The sequence below is a fragment of the Flavobacterium sp. MMS24-S5 genome (assembly GCF_050320125.1).
Lineage (GTDB): Bacteria > Bacteroidota > Bacteroidia > Flavobacteriales > Flavobacteriaceae > Flavobacterium > Flavobacterium tyrosinilyticum.
Map to the genome: position 1 here is coordinate 3,533,778 of NZ_CP190016.1, position 22,013 is coordinate 3,555,790.

A 22,013-nucleotide genomic window follows, 5' to 3' on the forward strand; every position below is an offset into this window, starting at 1 on the left:
AGCTATGAAAAGGATATATAAAATAACACTTTTAGTTGGTATAACTATTTTAGTTTCATCTTGCCACAATAATTCGGCACCGAACTATCAGTATTTCCCTAATATGTATGAATCTGTTGCTTACGAGCCATATTCAGAAGCAAAAATATTTAAGGGAGGAAAAGAAGGACAGCTTCCTGTTGAAGGAACTATCAATAGAGGTTTTGAACCTTATGAATATGAAAACTCAACTGCTGGTTATGAATTAGCAAAAGCTAATTTAAAATCACCTTTGACAGAAGAAGAGAAAAACTCTGGAAAAGGTAAAGAGCTTTTTGATATTTATTGTATCAGCTGCCATGGTGCAACTGGTAACGGTAAAGGTAAATTGGTTGAAAGAGAGAAATTTCTTGGAGTACCTAGCTATAAAGACAGAGAGATCACTGAAGGAAGTATCTTTCATGTTGAGACTTATGGTTTAAATGCAATGGGTTCACATGCAAATCAATTAAGTGCTCACGAACGTTGGTTAGTTGCTGACTATGTTCTGAAACTAAAAAGCCAATTATAATTGTTGAACAAACTGATCGTAATAGATATGTATACATTTTCAAGTAAATTAAAAACTTTTTCTATCATCTTAATGGCCGTTGGTCTATTAGGAATTGGGTATGGTTTTTTAAGTGCACCAAAAGATATTCAAGAAGTTGAAAAAATACTTGCTGCAGATGAACATGGTTCTCATGGCGCTGCGCATGAAGAAAAAGCGGAGGCATCTCACAAAGAAGCAGGTCATCATGAGGCTGCTGAAGTTGCACATGACTCTCATAAAGGAGCTGAGCATGCAGAAGTTTCTGGTGCAAATGAGCACGAAAAACATTTAGAGCACGTACTGCACCAATTGCAAAATAAGCCTTGGTCTGCTGTATATGTAGCTTGTATTTTCTTTTTACTTCTTTCAATGGGGGTTTTAGCTTTCTATGCAATTCAACAAGTTGCTCAAGCAGGTTGGTCTCCAGTTTTGTTTAGAGTTATGCAAGGTATAACAGCTTATTTGCCAGCTGGTTCTATAATCTTCTTTATACTTTTAGTATTATGTGGATTACATTTTAATCATATTTTTGTATGGTTAGGAGAAGGAGTAACCAATCCAAAAAGCCCAAATTATGATGCTATCATCGCAGGAAAATCTGGATATTTAAATTTTCCTTTCTGGATTGCAAGAGCTTTTATCTTTTTATTAGGATGGAATATCTACCGTCATTTTTCTAGAAAAAACTGTTTAGCACAAGATGAAGCAAATGATGATCTTTACTACAAAAAGAATTTCAAAGCATCTGCAGGATTCTTGGTATTCTTTATCGTTTCTGAGTCTATTATGTCTTGGGATTGGATTATGTCTTTTGATCCACACTGGTTTAGTACTTTATTTGGATGGTATGTATTTGCTTCTTTCTTTGTAAGTGGTATTACAGCTATTGCATTAGTAACTATCTATTTAAAATCTAAAGGATATTTGGAGTATGTAAATACAAGTCATATCCATGATTTAGCTAAGTTCATGTTTGGTATTAGTGTATTCTGGACTTATTTATGGTTCTCTCAATTTATGTTGATTTGGTACGCTAATATTCCAGAAGAGGTAACTTATTTTGTAACAAGAATTCAGTTATATAACCTTCCTTTCTTTGGAGCGGTTGTTATGAACTTTGTTTTCCCATTATTAATATTGATCAATACTGACTTCAAACGTCTTAACTGGGTTGTTGTTATGGCTGGTATTGTGATATTATTAGGTCATTATGTTGATTTCTTTAATATGATTATGCCTGGTACTGTAGGAGACAAATGGTTTATTGGAGTTCCTGAAATTGCATCGATTCTTTTCTTCTTAGGTTTATTTATATTTGTTGTATTTACTGCATTAACTAAATCTCCTTTGCTTGCAAAAAGAAATCCTTTCATCGAAGAAAGTAAACATTTTCATTATTAATATTTAAAGAAGTAAACAGATGACAAGTTTGTTGGTAATTATAGTTTTAGTTTTATTAGCAGTTGCATTATGGCAATTGACGAAGATATTTGATCTTACTCAGGTAGGAGCTTCTTCGGACGATTCTCAAGTTGCATCAGATAATGACAATAACGTTCAGGGATATATCATGTTTGGCTTTTTAGCTTTCATTTATATATTTACTATTTATGGTTTACTAAAATGGGGTAATTTGGCACTTCATACCCCTGCTTCTGAGCATGGTACTTTAGTAGATAATTTAATGAACATTACTTGGGTTTTGATTTTTACTGTTCAAGTAATTACACAAGGTCTATTGTATTGGTTTTCTTTTAAATATAAAGGTAACAAAGATAAAAAAGCGTTATTCTTTGCTGATAGTAATAAATTAGAGGCAATTTGGAGTATCATTCCTTCTGTTGTTTTAGCTTGTTTAATTCTTTATGGATTATATGCTTGGAATAACATTATGTTTGTTGATAAAGATGAAGATGTAATCGAAATCGAATTATATGCTCAGCAATTTAAATGGACTGCAAGATATGCTGGACAGGATAATGTTTTAGGAAAAGCTAACGTACGTTTAATCGAAGGAATAAATACATTAGGGGTTGATATGTCAGATCCAAATGCTCAAGATGATATCGTAGTTTCAGAATTGCACATTCCTAAAGGTAAAAAAGTTCACTTTAAAATGCGTTCTCAGGATGTATTGCACTCTGCTTACTTTCCTCACTTTAGAGCACAAATGAACTGTGTTCCAGGTATGGTTACTGAATTTGCTTTCGTTCCAACTTATACTACTGCGGAATATAGAGAGTTACCATTTATGGTTGAAAAAGTTGCACACATCAACAAATTAAGAGCTGAAAAAAGCGCTGAATTAACTGCAAAAGGTGGTACAGCTTTAGATCCTTATACATTTGATTATTTATTATTATGTAATAAAATTTGTGGAGCTTCTCACTACAATATGCAAATGAAAGTTGTTGTAGATTCTCCAGAAGACTATAAAAAATGGTTAAGTGAGAAAACTACTTTGGCTCAGGATATTGCTGCTGCGAAAGCAGCTGAAAAACCAGCTGAAGGAACTGCTCCAACTGCAGATTCTACTGCAAAAGTAATTGACACTGTTAAAGCTGTTGTCGATACTGTTAAAGCAGCTGTAGCTAAAGTTGCATTGAAATAATATTATTTAGAAAATTTAAAGTACACATATATGTCAGCAGAAGCGCACGATCACGATCACGGACACGATCACGAGCACGAACATCATCATAAAGACACGTTCATTACTAAATATATTTTTAGTATTGATCACAAAATGATTGCTAAACAATACTTGATTACTGGTATTATTATGGGAATCATTGGTATTGCAATGTCCTTGCTTTTTAGAATGCAATTGGCGTGGCCAGAAGAGTCTTTTAAGATATTTAATGTTTTATTAGGAGATAAATTTGCACCTGATGGTGTAATGGCAAATGATATTTATTTAGCTTTAGTAACAATTCACGGTACCATCATGGTATTCTTTGTACTGACGGCAGGTTTAAGTGGAACTTTTAGTAATTTACTTATTCCGCTTCAAATTGGAGCAAGAGATATGGCGTCTGGGTTTATGAATATGATTTCATACTGGTTGTTTTTCTTATCAGCTGTTGTAATGTTATGTTCTTTATTCGTTGAAGCTGGTCCAGCATCTGCAGGATGGACAATCTACCCTCCTTTGAGTGCATTGCCACAAGCAATTCCAGGATCAGGAACAGGTATGACATTATGGTTAGTATCTATGGCTATTTTCATCGCATCTTCTTTGATGGGATCTTTAAATTACATTGTTACTGTACTTAACTTAAGAACTAAAGGAATGTCTATGACTAGACTTCCTCTTACAATCTGGACATTTTTCGTAACAGCTATTATTGGTGTTATTTCATTCCCAGTATTATTGTCAGCTGCTTTATTATTAATTTTCGATAGAAGTTTTGGTACTTCATTCTTCTTATCTGATATCTATATTGCAGGAGAGGTTTTACATTACCAAGGTGGTTCTCCAGTATTGTTTGAGCACTTATTCTGGTTCTTAGGTCACCCTGAGGTTTATATCGTAATCTTACCAGCGATGGGTCTTGTTTCTGAAATTATGGCTACGAACTCTCGTAAACCAATCTTTGGATACAGAGCGATGATTATGTCAGTTCTTGCAATTGCATTCTTATCAACTATTGTATGGGGTCACCATATGTTTATCTCTGGTATGAATCCTTTCTTAGGATCTGTGTTTACCTTTACAACTTTATTGATTGCAATTCCATCTGCTGTAAAAGCGTTCAACTGGATTACAACTTTATGGAAAGGTAACTTACAATTCAACCCTGCAATGTTATTCTCTATTGGAATGGTTTCTACTTTCATCACTGGAGGTTTAACAGGAATCATTTTAGGAGATAGTACTTTAGATATTAACGTTCACGATACTTACTTCGTTATTGCTCACTTTCACTTAGTAATGGGTATCTCTGCACTTTACGGAATGTTTGCTGGTATTTACCACTGGTTCCCTAAAATGTACGGAAGAATGTTAAACAAAAACTTAGGTTATATTCACTTCTGGGTAACTGCAGTTTGTGCTTACGGAGTTTTCTTCCCAATGCACTTTATCGGATTAGCTGGTTTACCAAGACGTTACTATACAAATACTAACTTCCCATTATTTGATGATTTACAAAATGTGAATGTTTTAATTACAACATTTGCTCTTGTAGGAGGTGCATTCCAATTAGTATTCTTATACAACTTCTTTAGCAGTATTTTCTACGGTAAGAAAGCAGTTCAAAACCCTTGGAAATCTACAACTTTAGAGTGGACTACTCCAGTTGAGCATATTCACGGAAACTGGCCAGGAGAAATTCCTCACGTATATCGTTGGCCGTATGACTACAGTAACCCAAATCATGATGTAGATTTTGTTCCTCAAAATGTACCGATGAAAGAAGGTGAAGAAGTTTTACACCACTAAAAATAATCAAAGGCTATCAGAAATGATAGCCTTTTTTGTTTAGTTAAAGTTTTAATCGTTCAGTCTTGCTATTTTACAAACTGATTAGTTTATATATCTTTGTAGGATGAATGAAAATCTAGATCCTACTACTAAAGGATATAACTCAGAAGAGTTAGATCTCGAAAAAAGATTGCGTCCGCTATCATTTGATGATTTTGCTGGACAAGATCAAGTTTTGGAAAATTTAAAAGTGTTTGTTGCCGCCGCTAATCAGCGTGGTGAAGCACTCGATCATGCACTTTTTCATGGACACCTCCTGGTTTAGGGAAAACGACTTTGGCAAATATATTGGCTAACGAACTGCAAGTAGGAATCAAAATTACTTCTGGTCCCGTATTGGATAAGCCTGGTGATTTGGCTGGTTTGCTGACAAACTTAGATGAAAGAGACGTTTTGTTCATTGATGAAATTCATCGATTAAGTCCTGTAGTGGAAGAATATTTGTATTCTGCGATGGAGGACTTCAAGATTGATATTATGATTGAATCGGGACCAAATGCGAGAACAGTGCAAATCAATTTGAATCCCTTTACTTTGATTGGAGCAACAACTCGATCGGGATTATTAACGGCTCCAATGCGTGCTCGTTTTGGAATATCTTCGCGTTTACAATATTATACTACAGAACTTTTGACAACAATTGTTGAAAGAAGTGCCTCTATTCTAAAAATGCCTATTGATCTAGAAGCTGCAATTGAAATTGCTGGAAGAAGTCGTGGAACTCCTCGTATTGCAAATGCATTATTAAGGCGTGTTCGTGATTTTGCTCAAATTAAAGGAAATGGAAGAATTGATATTGAAATTTCAAGATATGCTTTAAAAGCCTTAAATGTAGACGCTCATGGTCTAGATGAAATGGATAATAAAATACTATTAACTATTATTAATAAATTTAAAGGCGGTCCGGTAGGACTTTCAACTTTAGCGACAGCTGTAAGTGAAAGCAGTGAAACTATAGAAGAAGTTTATGAGCCTTTCTTGATTCAAGAAGGATTTATCATGCGAACGCCTCGAGGTAGAGAAGTTACGGATAAAGCGTATAAGCATCTTGGAAAAATAAACACAAATATACAGGGAGGTTTATTTTAATTATATGTCAAACAAGTTTAAATATACTTATCCTCAGAATTTATCTTTACTTAGATTTTTCAAGGATGCTGAAGGTGTTCGTAGAAATCCGATTCCTTTTCATAAAAGATATTTTGAGAAATTCGGAGATTCTTTTTCTATACGAATTGGTTTTTCCAAGTATATAATCTTGTCACGAGATAATGAAATTGCACAGCATATTTTAGTTAAGAACCAAAAGAATTATAACAAATCTAAATTTCAATCGGTTTATCTTTCCAAATATTTAGGAAAGGGACTTTTAACCAGTGATGGTGATTTTTGGTTAAAACAGAGACGACTTATTCAGCCAGCATTTCATAAACAAAAAATGAATCAGCTGGTTGATAATATGAATGGGACTATTGCTTCAGAAGTAAATAATTTAGTTGAAGAAAGGCCAATAGATCTTTTTCCAGTTATGAGTAATCTTGCGTTTAATGTTGTGGCAAAATCTTTATTCCAGCTTTCAAATGCTGAGGATAAATTTCATCGCATTAAATTCATTATAGAAGAAGTGCAAAACTTCTTGATTAAGGAAATTAGACTTCCACATAAAGCTTGGTGGTTTTCAGTGAGTGGTCAGGTCAAGAAACATCTTAAGTTAGCGGAAGAAAATAATAGTATTATTAAGGAAATCATTGAAGAAAGAAAAGCTTCGAATGAAGAAATTAATGATTTATTGAACATGCTTTTAGAAACCAGATATGAAGATACGGGAGAAAGCATGTCTATTGAACAATTGATTGATGAAATTAAAGTTCTCTTTATTGCAGGACATGAAACTACGGCAAACGCGTTAACTTTTACACTTTATCTTTTAGGAAGAAATCCCGAAGTTCAACAAAAGGTTTTTGAGGAAATCATTGAGGTTGAATCTCAAACAAGCAATAGTATCGAACAGCTTCAAAAAATGATCTATACAAATGCTGTTTTGAATGAGTCTATGCGCTTATATCCGCCAGCTTGGATTACTGATAGACAAAATCTTGAGGATGATTCTTTGGCTGAATTTAAAATTAAAAAAGACACTTTGATTGGAGTTTCTTTTTACGAATTGCATCGTAATCCAAAATATTGGAATAATCCTGATGAATTCATTCCAGAGCGATTTCTTGGAGAACAAAAAAAGGAATCAATGCAATATTTTTATCCTTTTGGAGCTGAACCTAGAATGTGTATTGGAACTGGATTTGCCATCTATGAAATGTGTTTAACGATATCTCAGATTGTTAAAAAGTATAATATTAAAGCCGATAATGATACCGTTCAGTTTAATCCATTAATTACTTTGAAACCTATTAACGTTGAAGTTTCATTTTCTAAGAGATGAGTATCAATTCTAAAGAAATATATTCAAAATTTATAAAAGAAGAAGCCAAAAGACTTGGGTTTATTTCTTGCGGAATATCGAAAGCTGGTTTTTTAGAACAAGAAGCTCCTCGACTCGAAAATTGGTTAAAGAACAATCGAAATGGTCAAATGGCTTATATGGAAAACCATTTTGATAAACGTCTCAATCCAACTTTGTTGGTTGATGATGGTAAAAGTGTCGTGTCGCTATTGCTTAATTACTATCCAGATTCTAAGCAAAATGATGAAAGTTTTAAGATTTCTAAATATGCTTACGGTCAAGATTATCATTTTGTAATTAAGGATAAGTTAAAGGAGTTTTTACATTCAATTCAAGAAAATATTGGAGAGGTATCAGGACGTGCTTTTGTCGATTCGGCACCTGTTTTAGATAAAGCTTGGGCGGCAAAGAGCGGTTTGGGTTGGATTGGAAAAAACAGTAACCTGATTACTCAAAAGGTTGGCTCTTTTTATTTCATTGCCGAACTTATTATTGATTTAGAATTAGAATACGATTATGCAGTTACAGACCATTGTGGGTCTTGTACCGCCTGTATTGATGCCTGTCCTACCCAGGCAATTGTAGCACCATATATTGTTGATGGTAGCAAATGCATTTCTTATTATACCATCGAATTAAAAGAAAATCTTCCTGAAGAAATGAAAGGAAAATTCGATGAATGGATGTTTGGCTGTGATACCTGCCAAGATGTTTGTCCATGGAACCGATTTTCTAAACCCCACTCAGAACCTTTATTTAATCCTAATCCAGAGCTGCTTTCTTTTGCTAAAAAAGACTGGATAGAGATTACAGAAGAAACCTTTAAGCTAGTTTTTAAAAACTCTCCTATTAAAAGAACCAAATTTGATGGCTTAAAACGTAATATTAAGTTTTTACAGTAACAACCAAATGTGTTTTGTTATTTTATCTTTTTGATTATCAGTTTTTTATTTTAAAAGGCTTTTTCTCCTTTGTGCTATTTTTTTTTCCTACGTTTTTTTACCTATATATCAATAAATTCTGTAGGAATTGAACATCTTTTCAATTATTTAAGAAAATTCAGCTGTTTTATTGTCAAATATTTACAGAAATTAGATTTTCAATAGGTAAACAATTGTTAAAAAATGTTGTTTAACGACTTTATGTGCACTTTGTCGAAATAATGAGGATTGATTTCATTCCTAGATATACTTTCGCACTTTCCAAATCTACTTAATTTAAAACCAGTGAGACTTTTGTAGTCTTTAAATTACTATATGACAATGGTCTGCATAATGTCTTTTTTATATGTATGTCTTGAAAAAGCTGTTCTAAGTTTTTTTAAATCCATTTTATATTTTTTCACGTATCTCATCAATATGCTAAAAACAATCATCTGTTTTTTAGCATCCGAAATTTCTGTTCCACAAACTCAAGTTGTCTATGCGTAACTCTACTTTTTGTAAGTCTGGATTTTACAGGCTAATTTTTCTTATTTTATTTATTACATTACCAATATTCTCATACTCACAAGTATGTGGTACCCCTGGAGTTGACGGACCTGTTGCGGTGTCAAGTTCAGTGAATACATATTATCCGATCACAGGAAATGTTACACTGAATGCAGGAGCACAATCTATATATCTAGCAGGTGTGCCAGCAACGGATCAATACTCGAATAATTTTGGCACAACTCCAATCTCTGCTGGAGATTTGATTTTAATTATTCAAATGCAAGATGCCTCAATAAATTATACAAATACAAGTAGTTATGGTTCTGGTACGACGAACAGCGGTCCAGATAATCTAGGAGGAACAGGATTTACAGCTCTCGGTAATACCGGGGTTTTTGAGTATGTAATTGCAACAAATAATGTACCCTTGACAGGAGGAAATTTAACGTTTAAAGGTACAGGTGCTAATAATGGTGTCTTGAATAGTTTTTATAATGCAGATCCAACTACTTCAAGAGGAAAGAAAACATTTCAAGTCGTTAGAGTACCTCAATATTCTAATTTAACTCTTACAGCCAATATTACTACTCCTCCTTTTAATGGAGTTGCGGGTGGTATTATTGCATTTAATGTTTCTGGAACCTTCAACTTTAATGGTTTTAGTATTGATGGAAGTGCAAGAGGTTTTAGAGGAGGATATAGCCCAAAAGCAGGTTCGGATGCTAATGACTCAAAAACTTATGTTGGTGATTCATCAAATAGCAAAATTTCAGGAAAAGGAGAAGGAATAGCTGGTACGCCTAAGTATATGTGGGATGGTTTTAATCAGGTAGCAAATACAGTGGAAGGAATGCCAGGAGGTTCTTCAGGAAGAGGAGCTCCAGCGAATGCAGGAGGTGGTGGTAACGACCATAATACCGGCGGTGGAGGCGGTGGAAATGGTGGATTTGGTGGACTTGGTGGCGCTGGATGGCAAGGTGGAGGAGGAGATTTATTCTCCAATAACCTTACAGGAGCAGGAAGACCAGGATCAAAATCGTATACTGTGATTGAAAAATTTCCAAGGCTTATTATGGGCGGTGGAGGAGGCGCAGGTGATGCAAATGATGCTTCTTCTGGTGTAAAAGGTGGTGTTGGAGGAGCAATTATTCTTATAAACGCAGGGAATGTTTTAGGGAATGGTACTATTTATGCAAATGGAGGAAAAGGAGCACCTGGAACCTACGCTAACTCACCTGATGGTGCTGGAGGTGGAGGAGCAGGTGGAACAGTTTTGCTGAATGTTTCTAACAATAGTACTGCTACCATTCAAATTCAAGCTAAAGGAGGAGTAGGTGGAAACACTGAAAACGATAATAATAACGAGCACGGACCAGGTGGTGGTGGTGGTGGTGGAATAATCTGTCATAATGTTTCAAGTTCAGTGACCATTACAACAAATGTAACTGGTGGAGCAGCTGGTAAATCTAATGCAGGAAACGGAATTAATCATGGAGCTATTGCTGGAACAGATGGTTATGTATCAACTTTTACAGTTGCAGACGTTCCTGCAAATTTACAAGTTAATGCGAATTGTTTCCCAGTTCTTGAGACAAAAGCCAAAACATTATCTACTACTGCAATTTGTAATGCAATTGATGAAAAAGTTTCTTATGAAATCGAAATAAAAAATACGGGAGCAGGAAATGCTGCTGGCGTGATGTTGGATTTTAGTTTTCCAACAGGTATCGAATTTGATTCCGCTACAGCAACTTACTCTACCGGAGCTTCATGACCAGCAGGAACTCTAGCCAATTCGGCTACAGCTACGGCTAATAATCCTGTTTTTGGAGGATTTAACATTGCACAAAATGGAGTTGTTACCATCACTTTAGTTGGAAAAGTAGCAGCTTCGATAGCAGCAGGAACTTATAGTGCAAATGCGCAAGCATTATATCTTGACCCAACACGTACAACAGCCAATTCTACTAGAAGAATAACGGCATTTACAAATGCTTATGGTAGTGCGAATAAAACGTACGAAGGTACAGGCCAATCAAATGTTCCAGGTGTAAATTTTAATGGAACAAGTACTGCCGTTGATGATATATCAATTTTAGCTTTGCCTGCAGCTCCAACAGTGAGTGGAACGCAAACAACTTGTACTGCTCCAACAGGTACAATAACGGTTAATACACCTGCAAACGGTTCTGGAATAAGTTATACATTAACGGGAACAAATCCTGTTTCTGCTTCAGTAAATAGTACAACTGGTATTTTTTCTGGATTGGTACCCGGTACCTATTCGGTAACTACAACAAATGCACAAGGATGTACTTCTGCTGCAAACACTGGAATTGTTATTAATGCAGTTGCTGGAGCGCCAACGGCAACAGGTGTGACTATTTGTCAAGATGGAAGTGGTTCATTGACAGCTACTTCTCCATGTGGAACATCTAATAGCTCAGGAGCAAAAATTGCAAGAGCAGGTAATAGTGTAGGCACAGCATCACTTTCTTGGTCTAATCCTTCAAGAGTGAATTCTAATGATTCAAGCTATGCATCTGCAACTGTTAGCAGTGGAGGGAATATCACTGTTGTGACAAGGTCTCTTCAAGGAACAGATTTTGATTTTAATATTCCTTCTAATGCTACAATTACTGGAATTCAAGTTACAATTGGTCGTTATAGTAGTACTGCCAGCTCTACAGTGAATGTTAAAGATAATGTTGTTAGTCTAATTAAAGCAGGAACTGTTATTGGTGAAAATAAAAGTATAACAGGATCTAATTGGCCAATAAGTTCGACTTCTGTGGCAAATTATGGTGGATCATCAGATTTATGGAATACAACTTGGACGCCCGCAGATATTAATAATGCAAATTTTGGAATTGCTTTATCTGCAAGTATCACTAGAACATCAAATAATGACATTACTGCCTATGTAGATTATATGCAGATTACTGTAAATTATACTATAGGGGGAATTGAATGGTATACTACATCTACAGGAGGTTCATCAATTTATACAGGTACTTCTTTTAATCCAGTGGGAGTTACAGGATCTGGATTGACAAGTACCGCTACAGCAACAACAAAAACGTATTATGCGGCTTGTTCAGGTAATTCAAATTGTAGAGCGGCTGTTAATTTTGTTGTTAATGCAAAACCAACAATTGCAACAATTACTTCTAACTCACGATGTGGTGCAGGAGAAGTAACTTTGGAGGCTACAGCATCAGCAGGAACTATTAATTGGTACGCAGCAGCAACAGGAGGAACATCATTAGGAACAGGAGAGAGTTTTACAACGCCAAGTTTATCAACATCAACTTCTTATTACGTTGACGCAACAGAAAATGGTTGTACTACACCAACAAGAACAGAAGTTAAAGCAACAATAAATACAGTACCAACAATAAATTCGACAACAGAAGGTTCAATATGTGGTTCTGGATCAGTGAAATTAACTGCAACTGCATCAACAGGATCGACTATTAATTGGTATGCTGATCCTACAAGTTCGACAGTATTAGGAACAGGAACAACTTTCAATACTCCAACTTTAACAGCTACTACAACTTACTATGTAGGAGCAGTAACATCGTCAGGTTGTACTTCAACGTCTAGAATTGCTGTCGCGGCAGTTATAAATAAAGCTTCAAGTATTGTATTTACAAGTGGTACTCAAAATCCAACAGTTTGTTCTGGAGCATCAGTTCCGAATGCAGTATATACTTTTGGAGGAAGTGCTACAAATGCTACAGTGTCTAACTTGCCTACAGGATTATCTGCTGCAGTTGATACTAATGCAAAAACAGTAACAATTTCTGGAAATCCAACATCAGCTGGTACTTATATCATTACTACAGTTGGTCATACAGCTCCTTGCGCAGAAGTAACAATTCAAGGAACAGTTACCTTAACACCAAATGTAGCAATTGCATCATTTTCACCAGCAACGTCTTCTCGTTGCCAAGGAGTTGAAACAATAACAAGAACAACAACAGCAACAAATTCAACAGGTGGTATTATATATAGCCTAGATTCTGCAAGTAGCACAGGCGGAAATACTATAAATTCAACTACTGGAGCAGTAACTTATGTTGCTGGATGGTCGGGAACAACTACAATCACAGCAAGTGCTGCAGGATGTAATGAGCAGGTAACGACTACTCATACAGTAACGACAAATGCTTTACCTACAGCAACTATATCTGGAAATTTAACAGCATGCTTGACTACGACTTTGACAGCCAATTCAAATGCAAGTTCAGCAACTTATGTTTGGTACAAAAATAATGTTGCGATTCCTAGTCAAATTTCTTCTACGTTAGTTGTAAATTCTGATGGAGATTATAAAGTAAAAATTAAAAATTCTTCAACTGGATGTGAGGCAACTTCTGCTGCTTCAACAGTAAAAGTTAGTGATACAGAAAAACCTGTAAAACCTGTTTTAGCAGATATTACAGCAGAATGTTCAGTGACAGTAACAGCTCCGACAACGACAGATAATTGTAAAGGAACGGTGACTGGAACAACAACAGATCCATTGACATATAGTACTCAGGGAACTTATACCATTAACTGGAGTTTTAGCGATGGAAATGGAAACATAGAAACGGCGACTCAAAAAGTAATCATTAAAGACACTCAGAAACCTGTAAAACCAACATTGGCTGATATTACAGGAGAATGTTCTGCAACTGCAACTCCTCCGACAACGACAGACAACTGTGCAGGAACAGTGACTGGAACAACGACAGATCCATTAACATATAACGCTCAGGGAACTTATACCATTAACTGGAGTTTTAGCGATGGAAACGGAAATGTAGAAACTGCGACTCAAAAAGTAGTTATTAAAGACACTCAGAAACCTGTAAAACCAACATTGGCTGATATTACGGGAGAATGTTCTGCAACAGCAACTGCTCCGACAACCACAGACAACTGTGCAGGAACAGTGACTGGAACAACGACAGATCCATTGACATATAACGCTCAGGGAACTTATACCATTAACTGGAGTTTTAGCGACGGGAACGGAAACGTAGAAACCGCAACTCAGAAAGTAATTATTAAAGACACGCAGAAACCTGTAAAACCAACATTGGCTGACATTACGGGAGAATGCTCTGCAACAGCAACAGCTCCGACAACGACAGATAATTGTAAAGGAACGGTGACTGGAACAACGACAGATCCGCTAACTTATAATGCTCAGGGAACTTATACCATTAACTGGAGTTTTAGCGATGGAAATGGAAACGTAGAAACTGCGAGTCAAAAAGTTATTATTAAAGACACTCAGAAACCTGTAAAACCAACATTGGCTGATATTACGGGAGAATGTTCTGCAACAGCAACTGCTCCGACAACGACGGATAATTGTAAAGGAACGGTGACTGGAACAACGACAGATCCATTGACCTATAACACTCAGGGAACTTATACCATTAACTGGAGTTTTAGCGACGGAAACGGAAACGTAGAAACTGCGACTCAAAAAGTAATTGTTAAAGACACCCAGAAGCCGTCAATCACTTGTCCGTTGGGAGTTTCAGTTTCGACAGATGCGAATTCATGCACTGCAACTGGAGTTGTTTTAGGTACTCCGACAGTATCAGATAATTGCTCTGGAACTATAACAGTGACAAATGATGCACCTTCAAGTTTCCCAATCGGAAATACTACGGTGACATGGACAGCAACAGATGCAGGAGGAAATACAGAGACTTGCACGCAAATCGTTAAAGTAATTGGTGAAATTACAGCAAATGATGATAGTGTTTCTTCATCAAATGGAGTAGCTGGAGGAGTTGTTATTACTAATGTTTTTGATAATGATGTTTTAAATTGTAATAAAGTAAATAGAGGAGATGTTGATGTTACAGTAAATGGTACTGTACCTTCAGTGTTAATTTTCAATGCTGCAAATGGTGCTGTTTCAGTAAAACCGAATACTCCAACAGGTACTTACACTTTTGATTATTCAATTTGTGAAATTGCTAATAGTGGAAATTGCAATACAGCTACAGTAGAAGTTGAAATTGTAAATGATTTAATTGCGGTTAAAGATGATTTCGGAACAAAAACTTCAGGATCATCATCGGCAATTGTCGGAAACGTAAAATCAAACGACACTTTAGACGGCGCATCTGTTACGTCTGCAAATACTGTTGTTACAGCTGGAAGCGACGGGCCATTAAGCGTTGATGCCGACGGAGATGTTACTCTTGCGGCAAACACGCCAAGCGGAAGCTACAGCATTACATATGAAATCTGCGAGAAAGATGCGAATCCTTCAAACTGCAAGACAGCGACAGCAGAGGTTAAAGTTGAAAACGGTCTAATTGCGGTTAAAGATGATTTCGGAACAAAAACTTCAGGATCAGCATCGGCAATTGTCGGAAACGTAAAATCAAACGACACTTTAGACGGGGCATCTGTTACGTCTGGAAATACAGTTGTTACAATTGACAGCAACGGACCATTAAGCGTTGATGCAGACGGAGATGTTACTCTGGCAGCCAACACGCCAAGCGGAAGCTACAGCATCACATACGAAATCTGCGAGAAGGGTGCGAATCCATCAAACTGCAAGACAGCTACAGCAGAGGTTAAAGTTGAAAATGGCTTAATTGCGGTTAAAGATGATTTCGGAACAAAAACTTCTGGATCAACAGCTGCAATTGTCGGAAATGTTAAATCAAACGACACTTTAGACGGAGCATCTGTTACGTCTGTAAATACTGTTGTTACAATTGACAGCGACGAACCATTAAGCGTTGATGCAGACGGAGACGTTACTCTTGCGGCAAACACGCCAAGCGGAAGCTACAGCATCACATACGAAATCTGCGAGAAGGGTGCGAATCCATCAAACTGCAAGACAGCGACAGCAGAGGTTAAAGTTGAAAATGGCTTAATTGCGGTTAAAGATGATTTCGGAACAAAAACTTCTGGATCTACAGCTGCAGTTATTGGCAATGTTAAATCAAACGACACTTTAGACGGAGCATCTGTTACGTCTGTAAATACGGTTGTTACAATTGACAGCAACGTAGCATTGAGCGTTGATGCAAATGGAGATGTTACTCTAGCAGCCAACACGCCAAGCGGAACGTACAGCATTACATACGAAATCTGCGAGAAGGGTGCGAATCCATCAAACTGCAAGACAGCTATAGCAGAGGTTAAAGTTGAAAATGGCTTAATTGCGGTTAAAGATGATTTCGGAACAAAAACTTCTGGATCTACAGCTGCAGTTATTGGCAATGTTAAATCAAACGACACTTTAGACGGAGCATCTGTTACGTCTGGAAATACGGTTGTTACAATTGACAGCAACGGACCATTAAGCGTTGACGCCGACGGAGACGTTACTCTGGCAGCAAACACGCCAAGCGGAACGTACAGCATTACATACGAAATCTGCGAGAAGGGTGCGAATCCATCAAACTGCAAGACAGCTATAGCAGAGGTTAAAGTTGAAAATGGCTTAATTGCGGTTAAAGATGATTTCGGAACAAAAACTTCAGGATCAGCATCGGCAATTGTCGGAAACGTAAAATCAAACGACACTTTAGACGGGGCATCTGTTACATCTGGAAATACAATTGTTACAATTGACAGCGACGGACCATTAAGCGTTGATGCAAACGGAGATGTTACTCTGGCAGCCAACACACCAAGCGGAAGCTACAGCATTACATATGAGATCTGCGAGAAAAACGCAAATCCTTCAAACTGCAAGACAGCTACAGCAGAGGTTAAAGTTGAAAATGGCTTAATTGCGGTTAAAGATGATTTCGGAACAAAAACTTCTGGATCTACAGCTGCAGTTATTGGCAATGTTAAATCAAACGACACTTTAGACGGAGCATCTGTTACGTCTGGAAATACAGTTGTTACAATTGACAGCGACGGACCATTAAGCGTTGATGCAGACGGAGACGTTACTCTTGCGGCAAACACGCCAAGCGGAAGCTACAGCATCACATACGAAATCTGCGAGAAGGGTGCGAATCCATCAAACTGCAAGACAGCGACAGCAGAGGTTAAAGTTGAAAACGGTCTAATTGCGGTTAAAGATGATTTCGGAACAAAAACTTCTGGATCAACAGCTGCAATTGTCGGAAATGTTAAATCAAACGACACTTTAGACGGAGCATCTGTTACGTCTGTAAATACTGTTGTTACAATTGACAGCAACGTAGCATTGAGCGTTGATGCAAATGGAGATGTTACTCTGGCAGCCAACACGCCAAGCGGAAGCTACAGCATTACATACGAAATCTGCGAGAAGGGTGCGAATCCATCAAACTGCAAGACAACGACAGCAGAAGTTAAAGTTGTGAATACAATAGACGCAGTACTCGATACTATTACTCCAATTAATGGAAACATTGGTGGAACAACAGTATCCCTAATAGGAAACGATACACTAAACGGTGATAAAGCAGTAATTGGAACTAATTCAGGAGAAGTTACAATAAATATTGTTGGCACTTTACCATCAGGATTGACATTAAATACAAATGGAACTATTACAGTAGCTTCAGGAACTCCAAAAGGAGATTATAAAGTAGAATATACAATATGTGAAGTAGGTGCAGTTCCTGCAAACTGCGACTCGGTTACTATTACTGTACCAGTTACAGCAGGAAATCTTGTGGCAAATGCTGATGAAATTCCATCAGTTTTAGGATCGGATGCTCCTCAGACATTAGGAAAAAATGTATTTGACAATGACACTAAAAATGCGCAGCCATTAGACCCAGCAGATGTTACGCTGAAAACTACATCGGCAGATCCAAAAGGATATCTGACTGTAGATGCAGACGGAAAAATTATCTTGGGAGCGAATCCTCCAGCGGGAGATTATGAGCTGACGTATGAAATCTGCGAGAAATTAAACCCAGACAACTGCAGTTCAAATATTGTGAAAGTAACAGTAGGATTGCCAGTAATTGATGCAGTTGAAGATACGGTAAGTCCAATAAACGGAAATATCGGCGGAAAAACGATTTCATTAACTGCAAACGATAAATTGAACGGAAGTCCAATTACAGTTGGAACGGCGGCAGGAGAAGTTAAGTTTGAAATTATCGGAACGCTTCCAACGGGATTGACGCTGAATTCAGATTACACCATAAGTGTTGCGCCAAATACTCCAAAAGGAGATTACAAAGTAGAATATAAAATCTGCGAAAACACAAATCCACTAAACTGCGACTCGGTAACTATTACCGTACCGGTAACAGCAGGAAACCTTGTGGCAAATGCTGATGAAATTCCGTCAGTCTTAGGGTCAGATGCTCCTCAGACATTAGGGAAAAATGTATTTGACAATGACACTAAAAACGCACAGCCATTAGACCCAGCAGATGTTACGCTGAAAACTACAGCGGCAGATCCGAAAGGATATCTGACTGTAGATGCAGACGGAAAAATTATTTTAGGAGCAAATCCTCCAGCAGGAGATTATGAACTTACGTATGAAATCTGCGAGAAATTAAATCTGGACAACTGCAGTTCAAACACTGTGAAGGTTACGGTTGTATTGCCAGTAATTGACGCAGTTGAAGATGTGATCGCTTCTATAAACGGAAACATTGGAGGAAAAACAATTTCATTAACTGCAAATGATAAATTGAACGGAAGTCCAATCACAGTTGGAACGGCAGCAGGAGAAGTTAAGTTTGAAATTATCGGAACGCTTCCATCAGGATTGACGCTTAATTCAGATTACACCATAAGTGTTGCGCCAAATACTCCAAAAGGAGATTACAAAGTAGAATATAAAATCTGCGAAAACACGAATCCGCTAAACTGCGACTCGGTTACTATTACCGTACCGGTAACAGCAGGAAACCTTGTGGCAAATGCTGATGAAATTCCATCAGTTTTAGGATCGGATGCTCCTCAGACATTAGGAAAAAATGTATTTGACAATGACACTAAAAATGGGCAGCCATTAGATCCGTCAGATGTTACGCTGAAAACTACGTCGGCAGATCCGAAAGGATATCTGACTGTAGATGCAGACGGAAAAATTATCTTGGGAGCGAATCCTCCAGCAGGAGATTATGAGCTGACGTATGAAATCTGCGAAAAATTAAACCCAGACAACTGCAGTTCAAATACTGTGAAAGTAACAGTAGGATTGCCAGTAATTAATGCAGTTGAAGATACGGTAAGTCCAATAAACGGAAACATTGGCGGAAAAACGATTTCATTAACTGCAAATGATAAATTGAACGGAAATCCAATCACAGTTGGAACGGCAGCAGGAGAAGTTAAGTTTGAAATTATCGGAACGCTTCCATCAGGATTAACCCTTAATTCAGATTACACCATAAGCGTTGCGCCAAATACTCCAAAAGGAGATTATAAGGTAGAATATAAAATCTGCGAAAACACGAATCCACTAAACTGCGACTCGGTTACTATTACCGTACCGGTAACAGCAGGAAACCTTGTGGCAAATGCTGATGAAATTCCATCAGTTTTAGGATCGAATGTTCCTCAGACATTAGGGAAAAATGTATTTGACAATGACACTAAAAATGCACAGCCATTAGATCCGTCAGATGTTACGCTGAAAACTACGTCGGCAGATCCGAAAGGATATCTGACTGTAGATGCAGACGGGAAAATTATCTTGGGCGCAAATCCTCCAGCAGGAGATTATGAACTAACGTATGAAATCTGCGAAAAATTAAACCCAGACAACTGCAGTTCAAATACTGTGAAAGTAACAGTAGGATTGCCAGTAATTGATGCAGTTGAAGACGTGATCGCTTCGATAAACGGAAACATTGGCGGAAAAACGATTTCATTGACTGCAAACGATAAATTAAACGGAAGCCCAATCACAGTTGGAACGGCAGCAGGAGAAGTTAAGTTTGAAATTATCGGAACGCTTCCATCAGGATTAACCCTTAATTCAGATTACACCATAAGCGTTGCGCCAAATACTCCAAAAGGAGATTACAAAGTAGAATATAAAATCTGCGAAAACACGAATCCAACAAATTGCGATTCAGTGATTATAACTGTACCAGTTACGGGAGGAAATCTTGTAGCGAATGAAGACCTTATGCCATCGGCAGTTGGAGTAAACATTCCACAGAAAGTAATCAACGTTTTTGAGAACGATACTAAAGACGGAAATAAATTAGTACCATCAGAGGTAGATCTTAAAGTAACGCAAGAAGATCCAAAAGGATATTTAACGGTGGATGCAGACGGAAATGTTGTACTAGCTCCTAATGCACCTGCGGGAGAATATGAATTGACATACACAATATGCGAGAAATTAAATCCGAATAACTGTGATTCAAATGTTGTAAAAGTTACGGTAACAGAACCAAAAATGGCAGTAACTGCAAATAGTTATTGTTCAAACAATGTTCCTTATGTTAACTATTCGGTTTCACCAGAAAATTTCACAACAAATAATCTATTAACAGTAAAATGGATTGATAGTAATAACAATGTAGTGGCAACTCAAACCAATCTGCCATTAAGCGGAAATATTTTATGGCCTGGAGCAGAGGTTGATAGTAACAAAAATGGAACAGATTGGCCAGGATGGATTTTAAATAACGGAATATGGTCAGAAGGTGCCGACGGATTTGAAGCTACCAGAAATGGAGTGAAAATTGAGTTTTCATTAAATCCAACGGTTACAGTTTCTGTTGCTTATCCGCCAGCTACGCCAGATTGTAATGCACATCCAACATTCTCAATAAAAGCAAATAATGATGAAACGGGACCTGTAAATGTGAAAAAAGGAGCAAACGCTACGGTTAATATTTTTCTAAATGACTTATTGAATGGAGCGCAAATTAAGCCTTCAGATGTTATTTTATCAATACCTGTAGTAAATCCAAACTTCTCATTAAATGAAAATGGTTCAGTCAATATTGCTGCAAATACGCCAGATGGAATTTACGAATTGACTTATCAGATCTGTGAAGCTGCAAATACATCAAATTGCAGTCAAGCGGTAATTAAAATTACAGTTGATAATGTTGCAGATCCAGCTCCGCCAACAGAAAATCAAATTACTTTAAATAATGATAATGATGTTAGTGCAGATGGAATTAATGGTTCATTAGAATTTGTAAATGTTTTAGAAAATGATTTAATAAACGGAAAACCAATAAATCCTGCTGATGTTACAATTAAACCTTTAACAGAAAGTCCATATTTTGAATGGAATGCTGACGGAACGGTAAATGTTAAGCCAAACACGCCAGGAGGAAATTATCCGTTGACTTATCAGGTTTGCGAAAAGGCAAATTCGTCAAATTGTTCTACTGCGACATTAAATGTTTTTGTAGAAGTGCCTGCTATTTCTGTGATTAAAACAGCAGTTTTCAATGACGAAAATAAGAGCGGTTTTGCAAATGCAGGAGAAACAATTACGTACAAATTTACTGTAACCAATACAGGAAATGTACCACTTGTTGGAATCACTATAAACGATCCGTTGCCAGGAGTGGTAGTTTCTGGACAAGCAATTAATTTGGGTGTCAACGAATCGAACGAAACTAATTTTACAGCGGTTTACAAAATCACTCAAGAAGATATTAACCGCGGCAGTGTGAGTAATCAAGCAACAGTTAAAGGAAGCAGTGTAAGAGGAGTTGTAGTTGAAGATCAGTCAGACGATGCAAGTAATAGCGGAGATAGTCCAACAGTCTTAGACCTAAACGGATGTTCAATTAAAGTAATGAATGCTTTCTCTCCAAACGGAGACAGCAAGAATGCAAGATTCTACATTAGAGGAATTGAATGTTATCCAGATAACACGGTTGAAATTTATAACCGTTGGGGAGTTTTGGTTTTCAGTATAGATCAGTACAATAATAACGATCGAGTTTTTGAAGGATATTCTAACGGACGTTCTACAATCAAACAAACAGATGGTCTTCCGGTTGGAACGTATTTCTATATCTTAAAATACAAAGACAGTGCTCAGAAATCTCACCAAGAATCTGGTTACTTATACCTTAATAAATAAAATGGATTACGGCTTAGTTAACCCTAGGCCGTTCTAAAACTTAA

General features: G+C 37.1%; 8 protein-coding genes and 1 pseudogene. All 9 read left to right on the plus strand.

Features of this window, described 5'->3' with window-relative positions:
- The first annotated feature begins 4 nt into the window (after positions 1-4).
- The 9 genes and pseudogenes from ACPWTF_RS16300 to ACPWTF_RS16340 all read left to right on the plus strand — a co-directional run bounded on the left by ACPWTF_RS16300 (position 5) and on the right by ACPWTF_RS16340 (position 21,969).
- A complete protein-coding gene (locus tag ACPWTF_RS16300; RefSeq protein WP_248729362.1) occupies positions 5-550 on the plus strand; it encodes a c-type cytochrome in 546 nt (181 codons plus the stop codon).
- Between the two features lie 27 nt (positions 551-577).
- Positions 578-1,972, plus strand: coding sequence for a quinol:cytochrome C oxidoreductase (locus ACPWTF_RS16305; protein WP_427872167.1), 1,395 nt, complete (start codon positions 578-580; stop codon positions 1,970-1,972).
- A gap of 19 nt (positions 1,973-1,991) precedes the next feature.
- Entirely contained in the window at positions 1,992-3,182 is a 1,191-nt protein-coding gene (locus ACPWTF_RS16310; RefSeq protein WP_427872168.1) for a cytochrome c oxidase subunit II, read from the plus strand.
- Positions 3,183-3,212: 30 nt separating this feature from the next.
- Entirely contained in the window at positions 3,213-5,015 is a 1,803-nt protein-coding gene (locus tag ACPWTF_RS16315) for a cytochrome c oxidase subunit I (RefSeq protein WP_427872169.1), read from the plus strand.
- Positions 5,016-5,121: 106 nt separating this feature from the next.
- A pseudogene (ruvB, locus tag ACPWTF_RS16320) lies at positions 5,122-6,146 on the plus strand (Holliday junction branch migration DNA helicase RuvB).
- 4 nt (positions 6,147-6,150) lie between these two features.
- Positions 6,151-7,497 (plus strand): cytochrome P450, encoded by a 1,347-nt coding sequence (locus ACPWTF_RS16325; protein ID WP_427872170.1) that lies wholly within the window; start codon positions 6,151-6,153, stop codon positions 7,495-7,497.
- Positions 7,494-8,420, plus strand: a complete 927-nt coding sequence (gene queG / locus ACPWTF_RS16330; RefSeq protein WP_427872171.1) for a tRNA epoxyqueuosine(34) reductase QueG — start codon at positions 7,494-7,496, stop codon at positions 8,418-8,420. Before ACPWTF_RS16325 ends, queG begins: the two co-directional genes overlap by 4 nt.
- A 658-nt stretch (positions 8,421-9,078) precedes the next feature.
- The gene (locus ACPWTF_RS16335; protein ID WP_427872172.1) at positions 9,079-10,725 is read left to right on the plus strand and encodes a hypothetical protein; all 1,647 of its coding nucleotides are present in this window, start codon (positions 9,079-9,081) and stop codon (positions 10,723-10,725) included.
- A 345-nt stretch (positions 10,726-11,070) separates the two neighbouring features.
- A complete protein-coding gene (locus ACPWTF_RS16340) occupies positions 11,071-21,969 on the plus strand; it encodes a gliding motility-associated C-terminal domain-containing protein (protein ID WP_427872173.1) in 10,899 nt (3,632 codons plus the stop codon).
- Positions 21,970-22,013: the final 44 nt, after the last annotated feature.